Origin of the sequence: Alloiococcus sp. CFN-8, from assembly GCF_049943125.1 — a bacterium.
Taxonomy (GTDB): domain Bacteria; phylum Bacillota; class Clostridia; order Clostridiales; family Clostridiaceae; genus JAEXZL01.
Genome location: NZ_CP188040.1, coordinates 3859931 through 3880400, shown reverse-complemented (window position 1 = coordinate 3880400; position 20470 = coordinate 3859931). Strand labels below are relative to the sequence as shown.

Sequence of the window (20470 nt, the reverse complement as noted above, 5' to 3'; positions counted from 1 at the left end):
CTGTATTCCGCGGTAGCTCAATGGTGGAGCACTCGGCTGTTAACCGATAGGTTGGAGGTTCGAGCCCTCTCCGCGGAGCCACAAAAAAGACCACATTTGTCTAACAGACAAATGTGGTCTTTTTTGAATTAAGTGTGCCTTTCGGCACATGAAGTTTGCTTCGCAAGAGAAGCTGCTCTACGAGCAATGAAGTGTCTTGCGACATGAGTAGCACACTTAACTTCATATTGTGCGTAAGCACAATACTTCATTGTGGCGTAGCCATAACTTCATTTGCCGCAAATTGGCAAACTTCATGGGACTTTGATTTATTGCTGAACTTTTAGTAGTTTTTAGCTAAAAGAGTCAAACTGATTTCAGTTTGACTCTTTTTTTCTAAATAATAATTTCGGCAATAAGATACAAATTTCAATTTTTGTAGCTAGATTTATTAATATTTATTTATTCCTTTGAATAACATGTGTAATATTTTTACTTATAGTTGGATATTTGTTATAATAAGCATATGATGGAAAGTGAGTAAATATAGATATGAGGAGGCTGTGCTATGAATAAAATCCTTCTAGTGGAAGATGAAAGTAGTATAAGAGGCTTTTTGAAAATTAATTTTGAAAGAAGCGGTTTTAAAGTACTAGAAGCTGAGTCCGGTGAGGAAGGCTTACGAATTGCTGCTCTTGAAAAGCCACAAGTGGCTATACTTGATGTAATGCTTCCTGGAATAGATGGCTTTAAGGTTTGTCAGGAGTTAAGAAAGATGTTTACAAGCATAGGGATTATGATGCTCACAGCCAAGGCACAGGATCTAGATAAAATAATGGGACTTGAGTATGGTGCCGATGACTATGTGGTAAAGCCCTTTAATCCCATGGAGGTGACCTTAAGGGTTAAGGCACTTATTAGGAGATTAGAAGCTGAACAGGAGGAAATAGAAGGAGATATTATTGAATCACCTCCCTTTAAGCTGGATACATATTCACAAAAGCTATATAAGGATAATATAGAAATCAGTGTAACTCCAAAAGAATATATGATTATGAAAATCTTCACTGAGAATCCTGGTAAAGCATTCAGTAGAGATGAGCTTTTAAACTTAGCCTGGGGCTATAATTTTGTCGGTGATCCCAAAATTGTTGATGTTAATATAAGGCGTTTAAGATCTAAGATAGAAGAAAATCCTTCCGATCCTACCTATATTGAAACTATATGGGGGACAGGCTATAGATGGAGGAAATGATAATATAATATGAAAAGTATAAAAAATAAGCTTGTTAGTAACTTTGTATTAGTAATATTTACGAGCATATTTATACTTGAGCTTTTGCTTTTAGGTATAATAAAAAATTATTATTATAATAATACGGAACAGATGCTTTTAAGTCAGTTAAGGACTTCTGCAGATTATTATAGTCGTTATTTTTCTAGCTCTACCCTGAGTGAAAACATAACTAAGAATGTTAATGTTTTTTGGCAGCAGACTGAAGCTCAGGTGCAGATAATCAATATAGAAGGCAAGGTGCTTCTAGATTCTTTAGGTGTGATTCATGATACTAATATAGAAACTAGTGATGTGAAAAAGGCTTTGTCTGGTGGAAGCGGAAAATGGATAGGCACTGTAGACTATGATAATATCGAGGTTATGGCTGTGTCTTATCCACTAGAAGCAAATGGGAAAATAATTGGGGTTTTAAGATTTATCACCTCCTTAAATGAGGTGAATTTAGCTATAAATTACATATCCTTAACCTTTTTAGGTATAGGCTTTGCCGTGCTTTTAATAACCATTATAGTGAGTATTTTCCTGGCTAATAGCATAACCGTGCCTTTACAGGAGGTTACTGCTGTAGCTGAGAAAATGGCAGATGGGGATTTAACTATAAGAAATAATAAAATTAACGACGATGAGATAGGAAAGCTATCTGATACCCTCAATTATATGGCTGAGGAGCTTCAGAATAGAGAAACACTTAAAAATGATTTTATCTCATCTATATCTCATGAGCTGAGGACTCCGCTGACATCTATAAAAGGTTGGGCTATCACCTTAAATGATAAGGATATTGATCAGGGTACCCTTGCTATGGGCTTTGAAATTATAGAAAAGGAAGCAGATCGTTTAACCTCAATGGTGGAAGAGCTATTGGACTTCTCTAAGTTTGTATCGGGTAAAATATCCCTTAAAAGAAGGTATGCTAATATAGAGGATCTCATTGAGTTTATTGAGATGTCCATGACTCCAAGGGCCGAAAGAAGTAATATAAATTTTATTGTAAATGTAGAAAAGAGTCTTCCCATGGTGTATATGGATGATAATAGAATTAAACAGGTGCTTATAAATATTTTAGATAATGCTTTTAAGTTCACTCCCTATGGAGGGGAAATATCTTTAAATGTTAGTAAGGACAAAAATTATATTGTAATCATTGTAACTGATTCTGGCTATGGTATATCGCCTGAGGATCTCCCTAGGGTTACAGAAAAGTTTTATAAAGGAAAGAGTTCTAAATCTAAAAATGGTATAGGTTTATCAATTTGCGATGAAATAGTAAAGCTTCATAACGGAACCATGGAATTTCAGAGTCAGTTGGATGTAGGTACAAAGGTAATAGTTAAAATACCTATTAACAATAATAAAAAAGAGGTCTAGCTTATGAAAAATTTTAAAATTGCTCTGATGCTTATATTTCTGTTGTTTTTTACTGGCTGTGGTATCTCCAGTGGCATTCAAGGAGATATGATATCTACTCCTAAAAATAAAAAAATTACTATTAGTGGTACCTGGAATATAACTAAGTACAAGATTGTAAATGATAAGCTAGCAAACAAAGCTGTTCTTGATAATATGATAGGAAAAGCTATAGGCTTTGGAATTGAAAGAAGCTTTTTCTTAGATGAAATAGCAGCAAGTCCAAGATACTATAGCAGAAAAAGTTCTGCATCTTACTTTTTTGTAAATTATTATAATATTAATCCAAGGACCTTAAATATTAACGATTATGAAATAGATGTGGTTACTGTTTATTCTGATGATAAGCTATTTATTGAATTTATACCTTTGGATGAAGAAAATGGAGTAGTTTATTATGAAGGTGCTTTTCTTTATGTAGAGCGAGTATCTACGGAAGAACCTACTTATGTTGCTGATAAGGATATTACCTCAAAGGATTCTTCTTCAGGTATATTGCTGGCCTTAGGTAGCGACCAAGGATTTGCAAGATATCAAGAACAGGATGTTAATCAATCGCCTTATAGGACTTTGTGGCTGTCCTGGGATAATGATGGATTAAAGGACATTTATCAAATAGAAGACATTCTTCTTCCTAGAAGTAGAGAATTTTGGTCTATAGGAGTTAACAGGAGCTTAGATAATGGTTCTACCTGGGAAAGGATAAATGCAGTTAAATTAGAGGAGGAAAATATAAGTATTGACAACAAAGCTATAGAGAAAGCTACTAGTTCTCATGATAGGTATGTAAATATTAACTTTGTTGGCATAGATTATATGACCATAGAAGTATTAGAAGAGCATAGCTCAGGACTATACTCAAAAAAGCTGAAGGCTCTCCATATAGATAATATAAATAAATCTGAGGGAGCTAAGCTTGAAGGGGTAAAGCTATCGGATATTATTGGAAAGGTTGGAAAAACAACAATTGAACAATCAGCCCAGGCAACTTTAAATACCATAAACAGTGACGATAGAGATAAGTTTGAAAGCAGTCCCAGGGAAGATAGTTTTTCTGTAACCAGAAGGAACGGTCACTGGATAATGATTGGTAGATTAAATTCTCTCATTGAGGGATACGAGGATAAATACTTAGACTTTAATATAAATATCCTTCCTACTTCAAAGCTGGTAGGAGAAGATAGATTATTCTTATCATGGAATAAAGTTAAGGAACAGCTTCCAAAGGCTATAGATATTTATACTTCTCCAAATCAGGATATAGCCATAGTTATTACAGAAGAAGAGCTACTAATTTATAGAATTAACAATGGTGGAATAATAGATATACCTCTTTTTTCTTTTAAGTTAAATCCAACGGAGAAGGTTGTAATGGCACAGTGGGCTACAGGAAGCCAGGTGGAAAAATGGGACGAGATAGTAAAGGAGCTTGGGGAGGAAATTAAAGAAAATTAATTTGCTCTATTAACGTTCTTTAAAAAATAGCAATAATTTATTTATATATGTTATAATTTAAATGACTATTTTTTAGGGAGATTAAGACATGGAGCATTTATTTATAATTAATCCTGAGGCTGGAAAGGGAAGGTCTCTAGAATATATAGAAAAAATAAAAGACTATTTTAAGGATGTGGATGAGCCTTATCATATAGAGATGACAAGGTATCCAGGTCATGCAACAGAGGTAGTTAGGAGCTATGTATCTCATAAAAATTACAGGGTATATGCTGTAGGTGGAGATGGTACTCTTAATGAGGTGTTGAATGGTATAGTAGGTACAGGAAGTGTTTTAGCTGTTATCCCTTGTGGAAGTGGTAACGATTTTGTTAAAAACCTTATAGGAGAAGAGCCCATTGAAGATATATTTATAAGTACTTTAAGAGGTGAAGAAAAGTACATAGATCTAGGAAAGATTAATAATAGATATTTTATAAATATATCCTCTGTAGGATTTGATTCTGAGGTAGTTTATTCTGCAAATACCTTTAAGAAATTAAAATACATTACAGGATCAGCAGCATATATATTAGGTATTCTTACAACCTTATTTAAATTTAAATTTATAAAGACAGCAATAACTATAGATGGGGTTAAGCTGTATAAGGATATATTACTTGCTGCGATAGCTAATGGAAGATGCTATGGTGGAGGTGTCAAGATATCTCCTAAGTCAGATATAAGCGATGGAATTTTCGATCTTTGTGTTGTGGAGAAGGTGTCCAAGCTGAAGATATTTCTTCTTTTTCCTAAGGCTATTAAAGGGAAACATGAATCCATTAAGCAGGTAAGCTTTTATTCTGGAAGGAGTATTTCTATATCCAGCAGTGAAGAGTTTGTGCTAAATGTTGATGGGGAGCTTTTGAAAGAAAAAGAAGTAAGCTGCCAGCTTATAAGAAAGGGAATTAAGGTACTCTTTCCGGAAAGAAAAGGATTATCAGTGAAAGAGGATAGTTATAGTGAAGCAGCAGCTCATTTATAAGATAAGAAAGGACAATCAGTTTAAAAAAGAGTATCGACAAGAGCGATACTCTTTTTTTGACTTTCTAGTACTTTTTATACGCTATTTTTTTATTATAACTAGTATACCTACAATTATAAGTATTATTGGAAGCACTAGCTCCATTGATAACCAGGGAAGCATGTCTCTAAAATAAATAGATATAAATCTCACTACAAAGGTTATAAGGAAAAATAGTCCTATTATCAATAGTGTTCGGTCTTTTCTATAGAGAAAATAATATTGCAAAAAACCTACGGCTAATGAAAGAGAATAAAAGGCCCAGGAATATTCGCTAAAACTATAATCTGTAATATGCTGAATGAAAAAGAATACGCCTAAGACTATTAGAATACCACCAGGGATAAGACTGCCACCATTGCTTCTTTCCCTAAAAAATTTTATATCTAGGCTTAATCCAATGAAGAACAAAAGTATTGGCCAAAGAAAGGAAAAGCTTAGAATATCTATATTGGCAATTATATTTAAGAGATAAAGGGTACCTACAAAAATAAGTATTATTCCTATCAAAATGTTATTTTTTCGCATAAGTTGTCTCCTTAAAAAATCTTTTCTATAAAAATATTACTATTTTTCTCGATAATTATAGTAGAGCGATATAAGTTAAGATTATATATATTTATAATAGCATTTTTTCTTGATAAATTATATAGGCTGTATAGGATAATTGTAATATGAGGAGAGGCGTATATATGAAAAAAACTATAATACTTTATAAAGATAGTAAAGATATAAATCGTTATTTAGAGCTATTAAACAAAAATGGAGTTTCTATTAGTAAAGAGGATTTTGTTAGTATTGATACTGCTATAAAAAGTATTGATGAAATTAAACCAGATATAATATTTATTCCTTTTATTGAAATAAGTATCGAGAGACTCTGTTTGATAGAAGAGATATTATCAATTTCTACTATAAATAAACCAGAAATATATGCAATTACTGAAATGGACGGAGAAAGCTTTAAAGGCTTTGTAGTTTGTGATGCCTTTGATAAAAAGCTTCCGCAGATTCAGAGACAAACGGAGCCTATCCATAGGGAACTGCATCTAACAAGGCTTCCTGTTAATAAGGATGGTATTGTATACTTTATTGATAATGAAATAATATTATATATGACTACGCAAGGTAAAGAAACACATATACATACTGAGGATAAAATTTTTACTTCTGAGGATAGCTTAAAGGTAATGGAAAATAGATTAATTAATTCTGGGTTTATGAAGTGTCACAGAAGCTATATTGTAAATTTGAATAAGATTGACAAATTAACCTACTGGAACAATGGAGTTTATTTCTTATCATTTAAAGAAATTAATGAAACAATACCTGTAAGCAGGAAATATTATAAGGAATTAAAGCACGCATTGCAGATATAGTTATTTTGGTTAGTAAAGTTTGAGGCTGTAGCCTTATAAAGTGCTAAGCAGAAAAAATATAGCATGTAAAGGTTTTTAATAGTAGAATGTATTTATATAGGTATTTTTTCTTAGGAGGATTATAAAGTGAATAACCTAAAAATTCATTCAAGTATGAAAATTAAGCTTAAAGAAGGATATCCTGAATATCCGGTATTTATTGAAGGAATAAGAAGAGCACCAGATCGGGGTTTTACCCTAAATAAGGCTCAAGCAGAGCTAGCTTTAAAAAATGCTTTAAGATATATCCCTGAAGAACATCATGAGGCTTTAGCTCCAGAATTTATGGAAGAGCTCACTACAAGAGGAAGAATATATGGTTATAGATTTAGACCAGAGGGAAGAATCTACGGTAAGCCTATAGATGAATATCAGGGAAAGTGCATAGAAGGAAAGGCTTTTCAGGTTATGATTGATAATAACTTAGATTTTGAAACAGCCCTATATCCCTATGAGCTTGTAACCTATGGAGAAACGGGACAAGTTTGTCAGAATTGGATGCAATATAGACTTATAATGAAGTATTTAGAAGAGCTTACTAATGAGCAGACTCTAGTGGTAGAGTCTGGACATCCTTTAGGCTTGTTTAAATCGAGACCTGATGCTCCTAGAGTAATAATAACAAATGCTTTAATGATAGGAGAATATGATAATTTAGAGGATTGGCATTATGCCATGCAGCTTGGTGTTGCCAACTATGGTCAAATGACTGCTGGAGGCTGGATGTATATCGGTCCTCAAGGGATTGTTCACGGAACCTTTAATACTCTATTAAACGCTGGTAGGCTTAAGCTTAATATTGATACCTCTGAGGATCTTAAGGGAGTTCTTTTTGTAAGCTCTGGTCTTGGTGGTATGAGTGGAGCTCAGCCAAAAGCAATTGAGATTGCTGGAGGAGTTGGAATTATTGCTGAGGTAGATTACTCCAGGATATTAACTAGATATAATCAAGGATGGGTAAAATATATTACCTCTGATTTAAAGGAGGTATTCGACCTTGCTGCTATTAATATTAAAAATAAAGAAGCAACTTCCATAGCCTATCATGGAAATATTGTTGACCTTCTTCAGTACGCAGTAGATAATAATATTTCAATACCCTTGCTATCAGATCAAACCTCCTGTCACGCTGTTTATGAAGGTGGCTATTGCCCTCAGGGAATCTCCTTTGAGGAAAGAACTGAGCTATTAAAGAAGGATAGAGAAGCGTTCAAGGAGCTTGTGGATAAAACCTTAGAAAAGCATTTTAAACTTATAAAGGTTCTTGTAGATAGGGGAACTTATTTCTTTGATTACGGGAACTCTTTTATGAAAGCAGTATATGATGCAGGAGCTAAGGAGATATCTATAAATCCAGAAACAGATAAGGAAGGTTTTATTTTTCCTTCCTATGTAGAGGATATTATGGGACCTGAGCTCTTTGATTATGGATATGGTCCTTTCAGGTGGGTATGTCTTAGTGGCAGTGAGGAGGATCTCCGTAAAACTGATAGGGCAGCCATGGAGTGTATTGACCCTGATAGGAGAGGACAGGATAGGGATAACTATGTGTGGATAAGGGATGCTGAAAAAAATCAATTGGTTGTGGGAACAAAGGCTAGAATTCTTTATCAGGATGCATTTGGTAGAATGAACATAGCATTGAAGTTTAATGAAATGGTTAGAAAGGGAGAGGTTGGACCTATTATGCTAGGTAGAGATCACCATGATGTAAGTGGAACAGATTCACCCTTTAGAGAAACCTCAAATATTAAAGATGGAAGTAATATAATGGCTGATATGGCTGTTCAGTGCTTTGCTGGGAATGCTGCTAGAGGGATGAGTCTTGTAGCTCTTCATAATGGTGGGGGAGTAGGGATAGGTAAAGCTATAAATGGTGGTTTTGGACTAGTTCTTGATGGAAGTACAAGAGTGGATGAAATTATTAAAAACGCTATTCTTTGGGATGTAATGGGAGGAGTAGCTAGAAGGGCTTGGGCTCGAAATGAAAATTCTATAGAAACGGTGATGGAATACAATTCCTTAAGGGATGGCACTGACCATATTACACTCCCTTATATTGTTCAGGATGATATTATTAGAAATGCAGTAGATAAATATATTGGATAAGGTGAGGTGCAGCTATGATTGGTAATAAGATTGTTCAGTGTGTTCCAAATTTTAGTGAAGGAAGAGATTCAGAGAAAATAGAAAAGATAATAGATACCTTGAGGGGGAGGGATGGAGTTAAGCTGCTAGATTACTCTTCAGACAAGGATCATAACAGAACCGTTGTTACCCTGGTAGGAGAACCCTCAGCCTTGAAGGAAACGATACTAGCCTTTATGGCAGTGGCCGTGGAGAATATTGATTTAAGAGAGCACAAGGGACAGCATCCAAGAATGGGAGCAGTAGATGTGGTGCCTTTTATCCCAATAAAAAATGTTACTATGGACGAAGCGATTCTTCTATCTCGTGAAGTCGCAGAGGAAGCATCGGCAAGATTCAACCTGCCAATATTTCTTTATGAGAAATCTGCAGTGAATCCTTCTAGAGAAAACCTAGCAGTAATAAGGAAGGGTGAGTTTGAAGGAATGGAGGATAAGCTTAAGCTGGAGGAATGGAAGCCTGACTTTGGACCAGCCGCACCCCATAAAACAGCTGGTGTTACAGCTGTTGGGGCAAGGATGCCATTGGTTGCCTTCAATGTTAATCTAGATACACCGAATCTTCAGATAGCTGATGCTATTGCTAAAAAGGTCAGGCATGTAGGTGGTGGACTTAGATTCTGCAAAGCTATGGGGGTAACTCTTGAAGAGAGAAATATAACCCAAGTATCAATGAACATGACTGATTATACTAAAACTGCTTTATATAGAAGCTTTGAGTTAATTAAAATTGAAGCAAGGCGATATGGTGTATCGGTGGTAGGCAGTGAGATAGTTGGAATGCTGCCTATGCAGGCTTTAATTGATTGTGCAGAATATTACTTAGGTATAGAAAACTTTTCTAGTGATCAGATACTAGAAAATAAATTGATGGAGTAGCCTATGGCGAATAATATAATAATTAAAAATATAAAGGAACTTGTAACCTGCAGTGGCTTTAAAGCTAAAAAAGGTAGAGAAATGCAGGAGTTAAATATATTAAAGGATTATTCACTGCTTATTGAGGATGGGATAATAAAGGATATCAAAGCTTCCTGGGAGGAGCTAGAAATCAGCAAGGATGATTATGAGGTTATCCAAGGAGAGGAACTTTCCATATTGCCTGGATTTGTAGACTCCCATACTCACTTTATCTTCGCTGGTTATAGAGAAGAAGAGTTTTATGAACGCTTCAAAGGAACACCTTACATGGAAATAATGAAGCGTGGTGGAGGTATTGCAAATACTGTTGATAAAACTCGAGGGGCCCATAAGGAAACTTTATTACAGCTGGGGAGAGAAAGAATAAAGGATATGATTTCTATGGGTATAACTACCGTAGAAGGAAAGAGTGGTTATGGACTTGATTTAAGCAGTGAGCTTCTGCAGCTTCAGGTTATGAAGGAGCTACAGGAGGAGGGGGAGATAGATATAGCCTCAACCTTTTTAGGTGCTCACGCCTTCCCAAAGGATTTTCAAGGCACAAAGCTGGATTATATAAAATATATAATTAAGGAAGTGCTTCCACTAGTAAGGAAAGAGGACCTTGCGGAGTTCTGTGATGTTTTTTGTGAGAAGAATGTATTTGAAATTGAAGAGTCAAGATATCTGCTAGAAGCTGCAAAAGCCATGGGCTTCAAGTTAAAGCTTCATGCTGATGAGATTGTTTCCTTAGGAGGAACAGAGCTTGGCTGTGAGCTAGGAGCCGTATCCTGTGACCATCTGCTTCAAGCTTCTGATGAGGGAATTAAGGCTCTGGCTTCTTCCAATACTATTGCCACTCTTCTTCCCTGTACAGCCTTCAGCTTAAAGGAAAGCTATGCGAGAGGAAGAACAATGATAGATGAGGGCTGTGCCGTAGCTTTGGCAACGGATTTTAATCCGGGCTCCTGCTTTACGCAGAGTATTCCTTTTCTTATAGCCCTTGCTTGCTATAATATGAACTTAACCTTAGAGGAGGCAATAACTGCCTTAACCATAAATGGAGCAGCAGCCTTGGGTAAAGAAAATATAATTGGAAGCATAGATATTGGCAAACAAGCTGATCTTTTAATATTAAAATATCCCAGCTATAAATTTTTGCTCTACAATGTTGCAACAAATATTGTAGATGTAGTTATTAAGAAGGGAAGAGTAGTTTATCGTAGATAAAAGCTACGTTTATTAAATATTTTATTCGTAACTTAGGTTACAGCTTTAATTATAATTTTTTATTATAATTTAGCTATAACCTATTTTTTTGCGATGATTACGGGGTGATTATATGATAAGAAGGATTGTTGAAATAAATAAGGAGCTATGTAATGGCTGTGGTATTTGCTTAAAGGCCTGCCATGAAGCTGCAATAATATTAAGGGATGGTAAGGCAGAGCTATTGAAGGATATTTATTGTGATGGCTTAGGAGATTGTCTAAAGGGATGTCCAGAAGGAGCTATTAAAATAATAGAGAGAGAAGCAGAGGAATACGATGTTATTGCTGTAGAAAAGAGAGTTAATACATTAAATAAGGGAAAGGGACTTAGTGTTAATCAGGGCTGTAAAAGCATGTCTAACAGCTCCTTTGGTAAGCGAGAAGAATCAGAGCTAGTGCAGTGGCCAGTACAATTGCAGCTTATGAATCCTAGAGCTGAGTATTTTCAAGGTAGTGAGCTTTTGATTGCTGCACAATGTAGCGCTTTCAGCCATAAGAACTTTCATGATAGCTTTATGAGAGATAAGATAACAATTATTGCTTGCCCTAAGCTATTTGATAAAGAGGATAGTATTGAGAGGTTAAAAGCTATAATTCAGATGAATAATATTAAGAGTATAGATATTGTAAAGATGGAAGTACCATGCTGTAATGGATTAGCTTCTATGGTTTTGCAGGCTTTAGAGGCAAGCAAGGCCACTGTTAACTGTACTGAAGCAACCCTCAAGCTTAATGGAGAGCTTATATAGTGCGTAAATGTATGTTTTTTTAAGAATGTTCATCATTATTATGGGCAAAATGTGGTAAAATATATAATATATTAGCAGTTATACTACATTTGGGGGGATATGCTTGAGGTTATATGACGTAATAATAATCGGTGGTGGTCTTTCAGGAATGACAGCAGCTTTAGCAGCTAGAAAAAGAGGAGTTAAGAATATACTCATACTTGAAAGAGAGGACTACCTGGGAGGTATATTAGTTCAGTGTATACATTCTGGCTTCAAGGATGGAGATAGCACTGAGGAGCTAACAGGTCCTGAGTTTGCTCAAAGCTATGTAGATAAGCTTGATGCTCATAAAATTGATTATAAAATAAATACTATGGTATTAGATTTAAACGAAAATAAGGTTGTAACTGCTGTTAATCCAGAAGAAGGCGTTGTAGAATATAAGGGTAAGACAATAATACTAGCTACTGGCTGCAGAGAAAAATATAATGGAAATATTAACGTTCCCATGAATAAATATGCTGGAATATATACTGTAGGTTCTGCTCATAAATTTATTAATTTTCAAGGATATCTTCCCGGCAAAAATGTAGTAATTTTAGGCTCCAGTGATATTGCATTAATTGTTGCTCGAAGGCTATTAATCGAAGGAGCTAATATCAAGGCAATTATTGAAAGGCAGCCGTATATTCACTCTCATAGAAGTAATATTGTAGAGAATATAAAAGATTTTAATCTTGAAGTGAAGCTTGGTTATAATATTGCAGAGGTATTTGGATCAGAAAGAATCACTGGAATAAAAATAGCTGCCATAGATGAAAACGGACGGTTTATAGATGATACAGAAGAAAACATAGAATGTGATTGTCTTCTCCTATCTGTAGGTTGGATGCCTGAAAATGATCTTTCAGAAAGAAGTGGGATCAAGCTTTCACAAAGCACCGGAGGACCAGAGGTTAAGGATTCCTTTGAAACTAGTATTCCAGGGATTTTTGCCTGTGGGAACTTAATTCATACCTATAGTTGGGCTGATGATGTGGTAAAAGAGGGCTATGAGGCTGGAAATAGTGCTTCAAACTATATAGATGCTCATATAAATAGAAAAGTGTAGCAGCTATGCTACACTTTTAATATTTCTTTTATCTTAGTGGCAATGAAGCTATTACCAATGCTGCTTAGATGAATACCATCGATATAAAGGTCCTTATAAGAAGAAACAATAGACATATTAATAAGGCTGTGAAGAAAATCATATAGGTTTAAAAAGATAATTTTATTCTCCAATGAATATTTATAAAGCTTCTTTATTAGGAGCTCAATATTTTTGTTAACAACAGAATAGTTGTTATAGGAGTCCCAGCTTTCTTCCGCCATATCTTCTGCAATCCCAGGTGGAGAGAGTAATATGGGTGTAATATTATGGCTTATAAGCTCAGAGATTAGGAAGGTTAAGTTTTCAAAAACAACATTTACTGACCTTCCCAATAACAGGTCATTGGTACCTATCAATAATATAACCCTTTTAGGTCTTAAGAGCAGAACATCCCTATGGGAACGAGATAAAAGTCCCGTGATAGTATCTCCAGGAATACCTCTATTTATTATAGTCCAATTCTTTGATATAGAATAATCCTTCTGTAGAAGCTCACACCAGCCTTCCCCTTTTTGGAGACCATAGCCAGAAACTAGGCTATCACCAAAGCATATTATTTTATCCATGGCTAAAAGAGCTTTTTAAAGCATTCCTTGCAAATGAATATTTTACCTCTATCTGCTGAAATTCCTTCTTCGATTGCTTTCCTGCAGATATCACAGGATTTGGTACAGGACTTTTTGGAAGAGGTATTTTCTTTAGCCTTTAGAGAAGAAGTTCTTTTATTGCTGGGGGGAAGGTACTCAATTTTCTTTTCCTCAATGGTTCTTTTATCTACTGAGTAATTCATAACATAAGTGCTTTCTCCATATAATTCTAGTTCAAATCTCGGATTCTCTTTATCATAGAATTCTTCGATTATAAGCCTTCTTATTTGTGCATCATTTATTATGATTCCACTTTTTTCTATACCATCCATAATACTTTTAGTAATGTTATTGGTATCTGGATGTCTCTTTTCACTTTTATAATAAACCTTTAATACTGCTATTAATGCTTCTGTCAATATAATATCAGGGTTTTGAAGCCTTGCCTCGTATGCAATGGTCTCCTCATAATGGGCATATCTATCGTGATATTTACCGGAATTATAAGGAAGTATTGCTCTTCCTTGACTATTAAAAAGCTTGAAATTTGATTTGGACAAGGGGGACCCTTGTACTATAACCTTAGCATAACTAGATGACATAACTTTTCTCCCTTATAGAAATATATGTTCGCATAAATTATAACATTGATAATTATTAAAAACAACTTTCCATTTAACAAAAACTATTAATTCACATTGAATATGATATATCAATAAAGTATAATACTATATGGTAAAAGAAATAGTGAGGGGATAAAATGACTAAGGATATAAAAATTTTAGCTATAGAATCTAGCTGTGATGAAACATCCGCGGCGGTTGTGGTAAATGGAAGAGAGGTTCTCTCTAATGTTATTTCATCTCAGATTGATATACATAAAAAATTTGGAGGTGTTGTTCCTGAGGTAGCCTCCAGAAAGCATATAGAGGTTATAAATGAAGTAGTTCTTGAGGCATTAAGCACCTCAGGCACGGATCTTAAGGATATAGATGCCATAGGTGTAACCTATGGACCAGGTCTAGTAGGTGCACTCCTTGTTGGACTTCAATATGCAAAGGGCTTAGCCTTTTCCATCAATAAACCTTTAATCGGTGTAAACCATATAGAAGGGCATATAAGTGCAAATTATATACAATATAAGGATCTTAAGCCTCCTTTTATTTCACTAGTTGTATCTGGGGGGCATACATTTATAGTTCATGTAAAAGATTATGGAGTATATGAGGTTATTGGTGAAACTAGAGATGATGCAGCAGGAGAAGCCTATGATAAGGTTGCTAGAGCCCTAGGTCTTGGTTATCCCGGTGGCCCTGCCATAGATAAGCTATCAAAGCTAGGAAATGAAGCCGCTGTTAAATTTCCTAGAGCACATTTTCATGAAGAAACCATGGATTTTTCTTTCAGTGGTGTTAAATCTGCTGTTTTAAATTATTTAAACAAGTGCAGAATGACTGATGAAAAAATAGTTGAAGCGGATGTAGCGGCGTCTTTTCAGAAGGCAGTGGTTGATGTTTTAAGTGATAATGTATTTACAACCTGCAAGAAGCTTGGAGCTGATAAAATTGCCATAGCTGGAGGAGTTGCATCAAATAGCGCCCTCAGAAGTAAGCTTCTGCTAGAAGGCAGCAAAAACAACATAGCTATATTAATTCCTGATCCAGTTTTATGTACTGATAATGCTGCAATGATAGGGAGTGCGGCTTACTTTCAATACATTAAAGGAGAATTTGCTCCTTTAAGCCTTAATGCTAGGCCTAATTTAAAACTAGGACAAAAATAATTTAAAAGGTGAGTGTCGGTGAAATTAATTAATCATTCAAATTCTATCTATAAGGTTAATCGAAAAAGAATATGGAAGCCAAGGATGATAATAAAAACCATTATAGCTTTTATAATAGTGTTTCTTTTTGCTGGGGTTGTATATGAGAATGTCAGCTATTCTAATGACATTGAAGCTTTAAAAACCTCATCTAAATATACTACTATAAATGGGAAGAAAATTCATTATAGCTATAAAGGTGGCGGTGAACATACCGTTGTTATGGACTCCGATACTGGTTATACCATGTATGAGTGGCAAAAGGTAATTGATACGATGCCATCACATATTAAGGTAAATACCTTTATATATGATAGAGCAGGCTTTGGTGAGAGTGACAAGGGGGAATATGAAAATCCTGAAGCTCAAGCTAGAAAGCTTCACCTGATGTTTCGTAAGCTTAATTTACAAGCTCCCTACATATTAGTAGGTGATGGTTATGGGAGCCTTGTAATGACTACCTTTGCCAAGCTATACCCTGAGGAGGTAGCAGGTATGGTGCTGGTAAATCCTATAAATGAGAAATATCTTGATAGCAGTGAATATGTGAAAGCTATAAAGGATGGCAGTATATCTAGAAATTTACAGAAGGTAGGCTCCTATATCGGGCTTAACAGGATTATGGACAAGCTTGGTCTCATTAGCTATCCTGAGGGTCTCATTGAAAATCTTGAAGATATATATGCAGAGGATATTATTGCTCATAGATTCTCTAAGGATTATAATACTGCAGTAATTAATGAAATGGAAGTACTGATAAATAGAGACAGCTCATCACAGAGCGAAGGGATGCTGGGTGATACTCCCTTGGCTATAATTGTGAATAAAGACAAGCATCATTTTGGTCAGCTGGAGTTGAAGACTTTAACAAATTCTCAAAAAATAGAGATTCATGAGATAGATGTAAAGGGAGATGTAATCCCTTTAGAAAATCCTAAATCTATTCATGATGCTATACAAAAAATAATTAATATTATTGAATTAGAAAACTAGCTTTAATAGCTAGTTTTTTATTTTGACACATAAAGTCTACAATATTACTATATTATGTATTTAAAGGGTGATTTATATATAGAGGAGGATACCCATTATGGATAAATACGATATTAATGAATCCAAGGAATATAAAGAGCAGGAGGACTATATTAATTATAATTTGTATAGAAATAGTTTTTATCAGGAAAAGCCAGTGGAAAAAAAGAAAAGAAGGATATTCCCCTATATCGTTATAGCCTTATTATTTTCTTTATTTGGAGGGATGACAGGAAGTTATATAGTCTTAAATTATGCAGGAAGTCTTAAAAAAGATGTAAATATATCTCAGGGGATGTATCTATCCTATCCAACCTTCCGAGGTAATGATGAAGGTTTATCGGTAACAGAGACAGTGGCAAAGGTTGCTCCAGCAGTGGTAGGGGTGACAACTAAGAGCTCCATAGATTATGGGTATTCTACGGATTATCAGGAGGGAATAGGAACAGGATTTATAATTAATGAAGAAGGCTATATTTTAACTAATTATCATGTTATACAAAATGTTACTGAGGTAAATGTGATATTTTTTAGTGGAGAGGACGCTGAAGCAAAAATTGTAAATTATGACGAGGATCAGGATCTGGCCCTTTTAAAGCTGGTGAATACAGTAAAGGTTCCAGGAGTTGTAGAATTAGGTGATTCATCTCACCTTCAGGTAGGTGAAGAGGTGATAGCCATAGGGAATCCTTTAGGAATTGAATTTTTAGGAACGGTAACTACAGGGGTAATCAGTGCTTTAGGGAGAGAAATATCCATAGAAGGAAGAAGTATAGAGTATCTTCAGACCGATGCTGCAATCAATCCAGGAAATAGCGGTGGCCCATTAGTTAATTCAAGAGGACAGGTTATAGGAATAAATACAGCTAAGATAAGGATGGAAGGAGTAGAGGGAATAGGTTTTTCTATACCAATTAACAATGCAAAGGATAGACTGGAAGCACTGGCCAAGCCTCAGTTGTTATTAGGGATATCTGCTCAGGACATAAATGATGAAATTGCTGTACGAAGCAATCTTCCTGAAGGAGAATATGTTTTAGTGGTTGAGGTTATTAAAAATTCTCCAGCGGAAGAAGCAGGGATTCTTCCTGGTGACAGGATAATTAGTTTTGATGGAAACAGAATCAAAACCGTTGATGATATAAATAAGCTTAAGGATAAGTATAATTCTGGAGATAAAGTTATTCTAACAATTATTAGAGATAATAAAGAACAGACTTTAGAAGTTATTTTAAAAGAAAAATAAAAGCTAAGATGACTAAAGTGTTATTAATGAAAAAGGCATAGAGCTCAATCCTGATATGGATTGGGACTATGCCTTTTACTGTGGTATATAGTATAAATATTTTTATCTATGATTTATTTATGATTAACTTATGATAGTTGTTCCCAAAGAAGATAGAGATCCTCAAGGTTTTTTTCTAAGGAAATGATTTTTTGCTTTGTTTCCTGAGCTCGTTGGGGATTGGAATAAACCTCTTCTTTACATAACAGCTCATTGAGAGCTTCAATTTCTTCTTCTGTATTGGAGATGTCAAGCTCTATCTGCTTAATTTTCTCAGCTTGAGCCTTTGCTTCCTTCTCCAGTTCTCTCTTTCTCCGTTTCTCTTCTTGAAGCTGAGTTTTGGTTTTTGTTGATTCCCTATCCTCTAAGCCTTCATATCTATTAGGATTCCTTTTCTTTTCTATATAGTAGCTATAATTACCGAGATATTCTTTTATCCCGTCCTCCTGAAGCTCATAGATACAGTTAATAACCTTATTTAAAAAGTATCTATCGTGGGAGATTATTAGGAGGGTTCCATTATAGCTTAATATTGCATCTTCTAATGCCTCTCTAGACATTATATCTAAATGATTAGTAGGTTCATCTAGAAGGAGAAAATTAGATTTAGAAAGCATTAGCTTTAAGAGATTTATCCTGCATTTCTCTCCACCACTTAATAAATTAATCTTCTTAAATACTGAATCACCAGTAAAAAGAAAGGCTGCTAGAGCATTTCTAATCTCCGTAGTGGTAAGCTTGGGAAAGGCGTCCCAAATCTCATTAATTATTTCTTTATTCTCATCTAAGTCCGATTGTTCCTGGTCATAATAACCTAAATTAACGTTACGCCCCAGGGTGATAGAGCCGTTATCAGCATCTACACTGCCCATGATAATCTTTAATAGGGTAGTTTTCCCTCTACCATTTTCACCAATTAGAGCAATTTTGTTCCCCTTTTTTATATCCATGGCAACATCCTTAAATAACAGCTTAGTACCATAGGATTTCTCTAAGCCTTCAGCCAATAACACGTCATTACCACTGGGAATTGCTGCACTGAACTGAATTCTTGTACCTTTAGGATCCTTATCGGGAGCAGATAGCTTTTCCATGCGGTTTAATGCTTTTTCTCTGCTTTCTGCAGCACGGATACTCTTTTCTCTATTGAAGGACCTAAATCTTTCGATGATTTCCTCCTGCCTTTTAATTTCCTGCTGTTGGAGGTTATAGGCTTTTTGCTGTGCTTCTAGATTCAGTCGTCGAAGCTCTATGTATTTTGTGTAATTAGCATTATAGGTATTTACATGGCCATTGATAAGCTCAAAGGTCTTGCTAGTTATGCTATCTAAAAAGAATCTATCATGAGATATTACTAAAACAGTACCCTTATAAACCTTTAGATATTCCTCCAGCCATTCAATTGCATTTAAGTCTAGATGATTCGTTGGCTCATCTAATAGCAATATATCTGGCTTTCTCAGTAGGAGCTTACACAGTGCAGCTCTTGTCTTTTGTCCCCCACTTAGGGTTTTTATAGGAGCGTCATATTCCTTTTCCTCAAAGCCTAAGCCTTTTAATATTCTAGATATTTCCCCTCTAAAGGTATAGCCGCCTCTATGATCATATAACTCCTGTTTTAGGGTATAATCCTTTATGAGCTTTTCATGAAAATCTTTATTTTCTTCTTCATATGGAAGAGCCATCTGCTCCTCCAGGGAAGTAAGCTTTTCTTCTAGGGATATTAAATCCTTAAAAACCTCAAGCATTTCTTCCTTTAAAGTGTTATCACTATCTAGCTCAAGCCTTTGGGATAAATAGCCTAAGGTGTGATTTTTATCAATAAAGATTTCTCCACTATCATTGGATAACTCCTTAATAAGTATTCTAAATAGAGTACTTTTTCCTTCTCCATTAGCACCGATTAATCCAACTTTATCACCTTCATTAATGTTAAAGGTTACATCTTTTAATATTTCATCTATTCCATAGCTTTTAGTTACATTCTTACAGCTTAATACTATCATCTCTTCACCGACCTTTCCAAAAGAAGAAGGTTAAAACCATATAAATTGCAATTTTATTATACTATAGCTTGATAAAAAATTATAGAAGTTTTCCTCTAACATAAATACAGAAAAAATAAGACTCCACCAATACAGCTTTATTAGCTGCAGATTAGTGAGAGTCTTATTGATGGTTATCTTATGTAAGATAATCCATCTAAAGCCTGTACAATTTGCTTTTCTGGATTCCCTGACTCAAATCCTGTCACGTAGGTTGTATAAAGCCTGTTAGGCTTCACTATAAAGTTTGGTGCTGTTAAGGTTACCTTATCCGTTCCGGCAGCCTTTAATAGAATAGTATAATTCCCTGGAGGTATTAATATATAACCCATTATATCCTTATAATCTAAGCCTTTGAATAAAAGTTGTCCATTAGGAAGTGCAACATCCAGCGATTGGGAATCTGGTGAAAGTCCCACAAATCTTAAGAAAACCATGGAAGGATTTACAGTTAAATGCGGCTCAGGTACAGAGAAGAGCTCTAAATTGTTTACATCTCCTATTACTGCTGCTGTTTGGATGCTGTTAGGGGTAATTCCAAAGTTGTCGAAGGTCAAAACGGGAGTAGCTGTTGTTCCTGTGGGATATATTTTTATATCATATTCTCCTGCAGCTATAGGAATATAGTTAGTAAACTGTTGATATTTCAGGTCCTTAGCCACTAAATTATTATCTAGATATATATCTACCCCTGGAGCATTAGGAGAGGCGTGAAACAACCTTATATAGGATGTAAGATTAGGAATCATTCCCCTAAATAAAGGATTTTCTTGGGCATATCCTCCCATATAAGGTGGAGGTACAGGTGAAAAGTTATTGTTATAGAACATGATAGCCTCCTTTATTAATTATTTCATTGTTATCCTGGATTTTTTGTA

The 20470-nt window shown here is 35.1% G+C and carries 18 protein-coding genes and 1 tRNA gene; 14 read left to right on the top strand and 5 right to left on the bottom strand.

Annotated features, from left to right (window positions below):
* The first annotated feature begins 6 nt into the window (after nucleotides 1–6).
* The 5 genes from ACPWSR_RS18360 to ACPWSR_RS18340 all read left to right on the top strand — a co-directional run bounded on the left by ACPWSR_RS18360 (nucleotide 7) and on the right by ACPWSR_RS18340 (nucleotide 5162).
* Nucleotides 7–81: transfer RNA gene (locus ACPWSR_RS18360), tRNA-Asn, on the top strand.
* A gap of 466 nt (nucleotides 82–547) precedes the next feature.
* Complete coding sequence (locus tag ACPWSR_RS18355) at nucleotides 548–1234, top strand: response regulator transcription factor (protein ID WP_426349673.1); 687 nt, start codon at nucleotides 548–550, stop codon at nucleotides 1232–1234.
* A gap of 9 nt (nucleotides 1235–1243) precedes the next feature.
* Nucleotides 1244–2644, top strand: a complete 1401-nt coding sequence (locus tag ACPWSR_RS18350; RefSeq protein WP_426349672.1) for a sensor histidine kinase — start codon at nucleotides 1244–1246, stop codon at nucleotides 2642–2644.
* Between the two features lie 3 nt (nucleotides 2645–2647).
* A complete protein-coding gene (locus ACPWSR_RS18345) occupies nucleotides 2648–4138 on the top strand; it encodes a hypothetical protein (RefSeq protein WP_426349671.1) in 1491 nt (496 codons plus the stop codon).
* An 88-nt stretch (nucleotides 4139–4226) separates the two neighbouring features.
* Nucleotides 4227–5162, top strand: coding sequence for a diacylglycerol/lipid kinase family protein (locus ACPWSR_RS18340; RefSeq protein WP_426349670.1), 936 nt, complete (start codon nucleotides 4227–4229; stop codon nucleotides 5160–5162).
* Between the two features lie 81 nt (nucleotides 5163–5243).
* On the opposite strand, the gene ACPWSR_RS18335 is transcribed toward ACPWSR_RS18340, so the two are convergent.
* Complete coding sequence (locus ACPWSR_RS18335; RefSeq protein WP_426349669.1) at nucleotides 5244–5729, bottom strand: hypothetical protein; 486 nt, start codon at nucleotides 5727–5729, stop codon at nucleotides 5244–5246.
* 164 nt (nucleotides 5730–5893) lie between these two features.
* On the opposite strand from ACPWSR_RS18335, the gene ACPWSR_RS18330 reads away from it, so the two are divergent.
* From ACPWSR_RS18330 to ACPWSR_RS18305, 6 genes are all read left to right on the top strand, one after another.
* Nucleotides 5894–6580 (top strand): LytR/AlgR family response regulator transcription factor, encoded by a 687-nt coding sequence (locus ACPWSR_RS18330; protein ID WP_426349668.1) that lies wholly within the window; start codon nucleotides 5894–5896, stop codon nucleotides 6578–6580.
* A gap of 153 nt (nucleotides 6581–6733) precedes the next feature.
* Nucleotides 6734–8728 carry a urocanate hydratase gene (locus tag ACPWSR_RS18325; protein WP_426349667.1) on the top strand — a complete coding sequence of 665 codons (1995 nt, stop codon included), beginning with the start codon at nucleotides 6734–6736 and terminating at the stop codon, nucleotides 8726–8728.
* Between the two features lie 14 nt (nucleotides 8729–8742).
* The gene (ftcD, locus tag ACPWSR_RS18320; RefSeq protein WP_426349666.1) at nucleotides 8743–9645 is read left to right on the top strand and encodes a glutamate formimidoyltransferase; all 903 of its coding nucleotides are present in this window, start codon (nucleotides 8743–8745) and stop codon (nucleotides 9643–9645) included.
* Between the two features lie 3 nt (nucleotides 9646–9648).
* Nucleotides 9649–10896, top strand: coding sequence for an imidazolonepropionase (gene hutI, locus ACPWSR_RS18315; RefSeq protein ID WP_426349665.1), 1248 nt, complete (start codon nucleotides 9649–9651; stop codon nucleotides 10894–10896).
* A 112-nt stretch (nucleotides 10897–11008) separates the two neighbouring features.
* Nucleotides 11009–11686 carry an ATP-binding protein gene (locus ACPWSR_RS18310; RefSeq protein WP_426349664.1) on the top strand — a complete coding sequence of 226 codons (678 nt, stop codon included), beginning with the start codon at nucleotides 11009–11011 and terminating at the stop codon, nucleotides 11684–11686.
* A gap of 103 nt (nucleotides 11687–11789) precedes the next feature.
* Nucleotides 11790–12779, top strand: coding sequence for an NAD(P)/FAD-dependent oxidoreductase (locus ACPWSR_RS18305; RefSeq protein WP_426349663.1), 990 nt, complete (start codon nucleotides 11790–11792; stop codon nucleotides 12777–12779).
* An 8-nt stretch (nucleotides 12780–12787) separates the two neighbouring features.
* On the opposite strand, the gene ACPWSR_RS18300 is transcribed toward ACPWSR_RS18305, so the two are convergent.
* Nucleotides 12788–13387: a GDSL-type esterase/lipase family protein gene (locus ACPWSR_RS18300; protein WP_426349662.1), complete on the bottom strand. Its 600-nt coding sequence runs from the start codon at nucleotides 13385–13387 to the stop codon at nucleotides 12788–12790.
* 2 nt (nucleotides 13388–13389) lie between these two features.
* The gene (locus tag ACPWSR_RS18295; protein ID WP_426349661.1) at nucleotides 13390–14010 is read right to left on the bottom strand and encodes a RusA family crossover junction endodeoxyribonuclease; all 621 of its coding nucleotides are present in this window, start codon (nucleotides 14008–14010) and stop codon (nucleotides 13390–13392) included.
* A gap of 158 nt (nucleotides 14011–14168) precedes the next feature.
* On the opposite strand from ACPWSR_RS18295, the gene tsaD reads away from it, so the two are divergent.
* From tsaD to ACPWSR_RS18280, 3 genes are all read left to right on the top strand, one after another.
* The gene (tsaD, locus tag ACPWSR_RS18290) at nucleotides 14169–15191 is read left to right on the top strand and encodes a tRNA (adenosine(37)-N6)-threonylcarbamoyltransferase complex transferase subunit TsaD (protein WP_426349660.1); all 1023 of its coding nucleotides are present in this window, start codon (nucleotides 14169–14171) and stop codon (nucleotides 15189–15191) included.
* An 18-nt stretch (nucleotides 15192–15209) separates the two neighbouring features.
* Nucleotides 15210–16223: an alpha/beta fold hydrolase gene (locus ACPWSR_RS18285; protein ID WP_426349659.1), complete on the top strand. Its 1014-nt coding sequence runs from the start codon at nucleotides 15210–15212 to the stop codon at nucleotides 16221–16223.
* Between the two features lie 97 nt (nucleotides 16224–16320).
* On the top strand, nucleotides 16321–17508 hold the full coding sequence (locus ACPWSR_RS18280; RefSeq protein ID WP_426349658.1) for a S1C family serine protease: 1188 nt from the start codon (nucleotides 16321–16323) through the stop codon (nucleotides 17506–17508).
* A 128-nt stretch (nucleotides 17509–17636) separates the two neighbouring features.
* On the opposite strand, the gene ACPWSR_RS18275 is transcribed toward ACPWSR_RS18280, so the two are convergent.
* Nucleotides 17637–19553, bottom strand: coding sequence for an ATP-binding cassette domain-containing protein (locus ACPWSR_RS18275; protein WP_426349657.1), 1917 nt, complete (start codon nucleotides 19551–19553; stop codon nucleotides 17637–17639).
* A 173-nt stretch (nucleotides 19554–19726) separates the two neighbouring features.
* Nucleotides 19727–20422, bottom strand: coding sequence for a DUF4397 domain-containing protein (locus ACPWSR_RS18270; protein ID WP_426349656.1), 696 nt, complete (start codon nucleotides 20420–20422; stop codon nucleotides 19727–19729).
* Between the last annotated feature and the right edge of the window lie 48 nt (nucleotides 20423–20470).

Bases quoted from the DNA above. Each gene is read 5' to 3' on its own strand.
- ACPWSR_RS18355 (WP_426349673.1), top strand. From the start codon at position 548: ATGAATAAAATCCTTCTAGTGGAAGATGAAAGTAGTATAAGAGGCTTT.
- ACPWSR_RS18350 (WP_426349672.1), top strand. From the start codon at position 1,244: ATGAAAAGTATAAAAAATAAGCTTGTTAGTAACTTTGTATTAGTAATA.
- ACPWSR_RS18345 (WP_426349671.1), top strand. From the start codon at position 2,648: ATGAAAAATTTTAAAATTGCTCTGATGCTTATATTTCTGTTGTTTTTT.
- ACPWSR_RS18340 (WP_426349670.1), top strand. From the start codon at position 4,227: ATGGAGCATTTATTTATAATTAATCCTGAGGCTGGAAAGGGAAGGTCT.
- ACPWSR_RS18335 (WP_426349669.1), bottom strand. From the start codon at position 5,729: ATGCGAAAAAATAACATTTTGATAGGAATAATACTTATTTTTGTAGGT.
- ACPWSR_RS18330 (WP_426349668.1), top strand. From the start codon at position 5,894: ATGAAAAAAACTATAATACTTTATAAAGATAGTAAAGATATAAATCGT.
- ACPWSR_RS18325 (WP_426349667.1), top strand. From the start codon at position 6,734: ATGAAAATTAAGCTTAAAGAAGGATATCCTGAATATCCGGTATTTATT.
- ftcD (WP_426349666.1), top strand. From the start codon at position 8,743: ATGATTGGTAATAAGATTGTTCAGTGTGTTCCAAATTTTAGTGAAGGA.
- hutI (WP_426349665.1), top strand. From the start codon at position 9,649: ATGGCGAATAATATAATAATTAAAAATATAAAGGAACTTGTAACCTGC.
- ACPWSR_RS18310 (WP_426349664.1), top strand. From the start codon at position 11,009: ATGATAAGAAGGATTGTTGAAATAAATAAGGAGCTATGTAATGGCTGT.
- ACPWSR_RS18300 (WP_426349662.1), bottom strand. From the start codon at position 13,387: ATGGATAAAATAATATGCTTTGGTGATAGCCTAGTTTCTGGCTATGGT.
- ACPWSR_RS18295 (WP_426349661.1), bottom strand. From the start codon at position 14,010: ATGTCATCTAGTTATGCTAAGGTTATAGTACAAGGGTCCCCCTTGTCC.
- tsaD (WP_426349660.1), top strand. From the start codon at position 14,169: ATGACTAAGGATATAAAAATTTTAGCTATAGAATCTAGCTGTGATGAA.
- ACPWSR_RS18280 (WP_426349658.1), top strand. From the start codon at position 16,321: ATGGATAAATACGATATTAATGAATCCAAGGAATATAAAGAGCAGGAG.
- ACPWSR_RS18275 (WP_426349657.1), bottom strand. From the start codon at position 19,553: ATGATAGTATTAAGCTGTAAGAATGTAACTAAAAGCTATGGAATAGAT.
- ACPWSR_RS18270 (WP_426349656.1), bottom strand. From the start codon at position 20,422: ATGTTCTATAACAATAACTTTTCACCTGTACCTCCACCTTATATGGGA.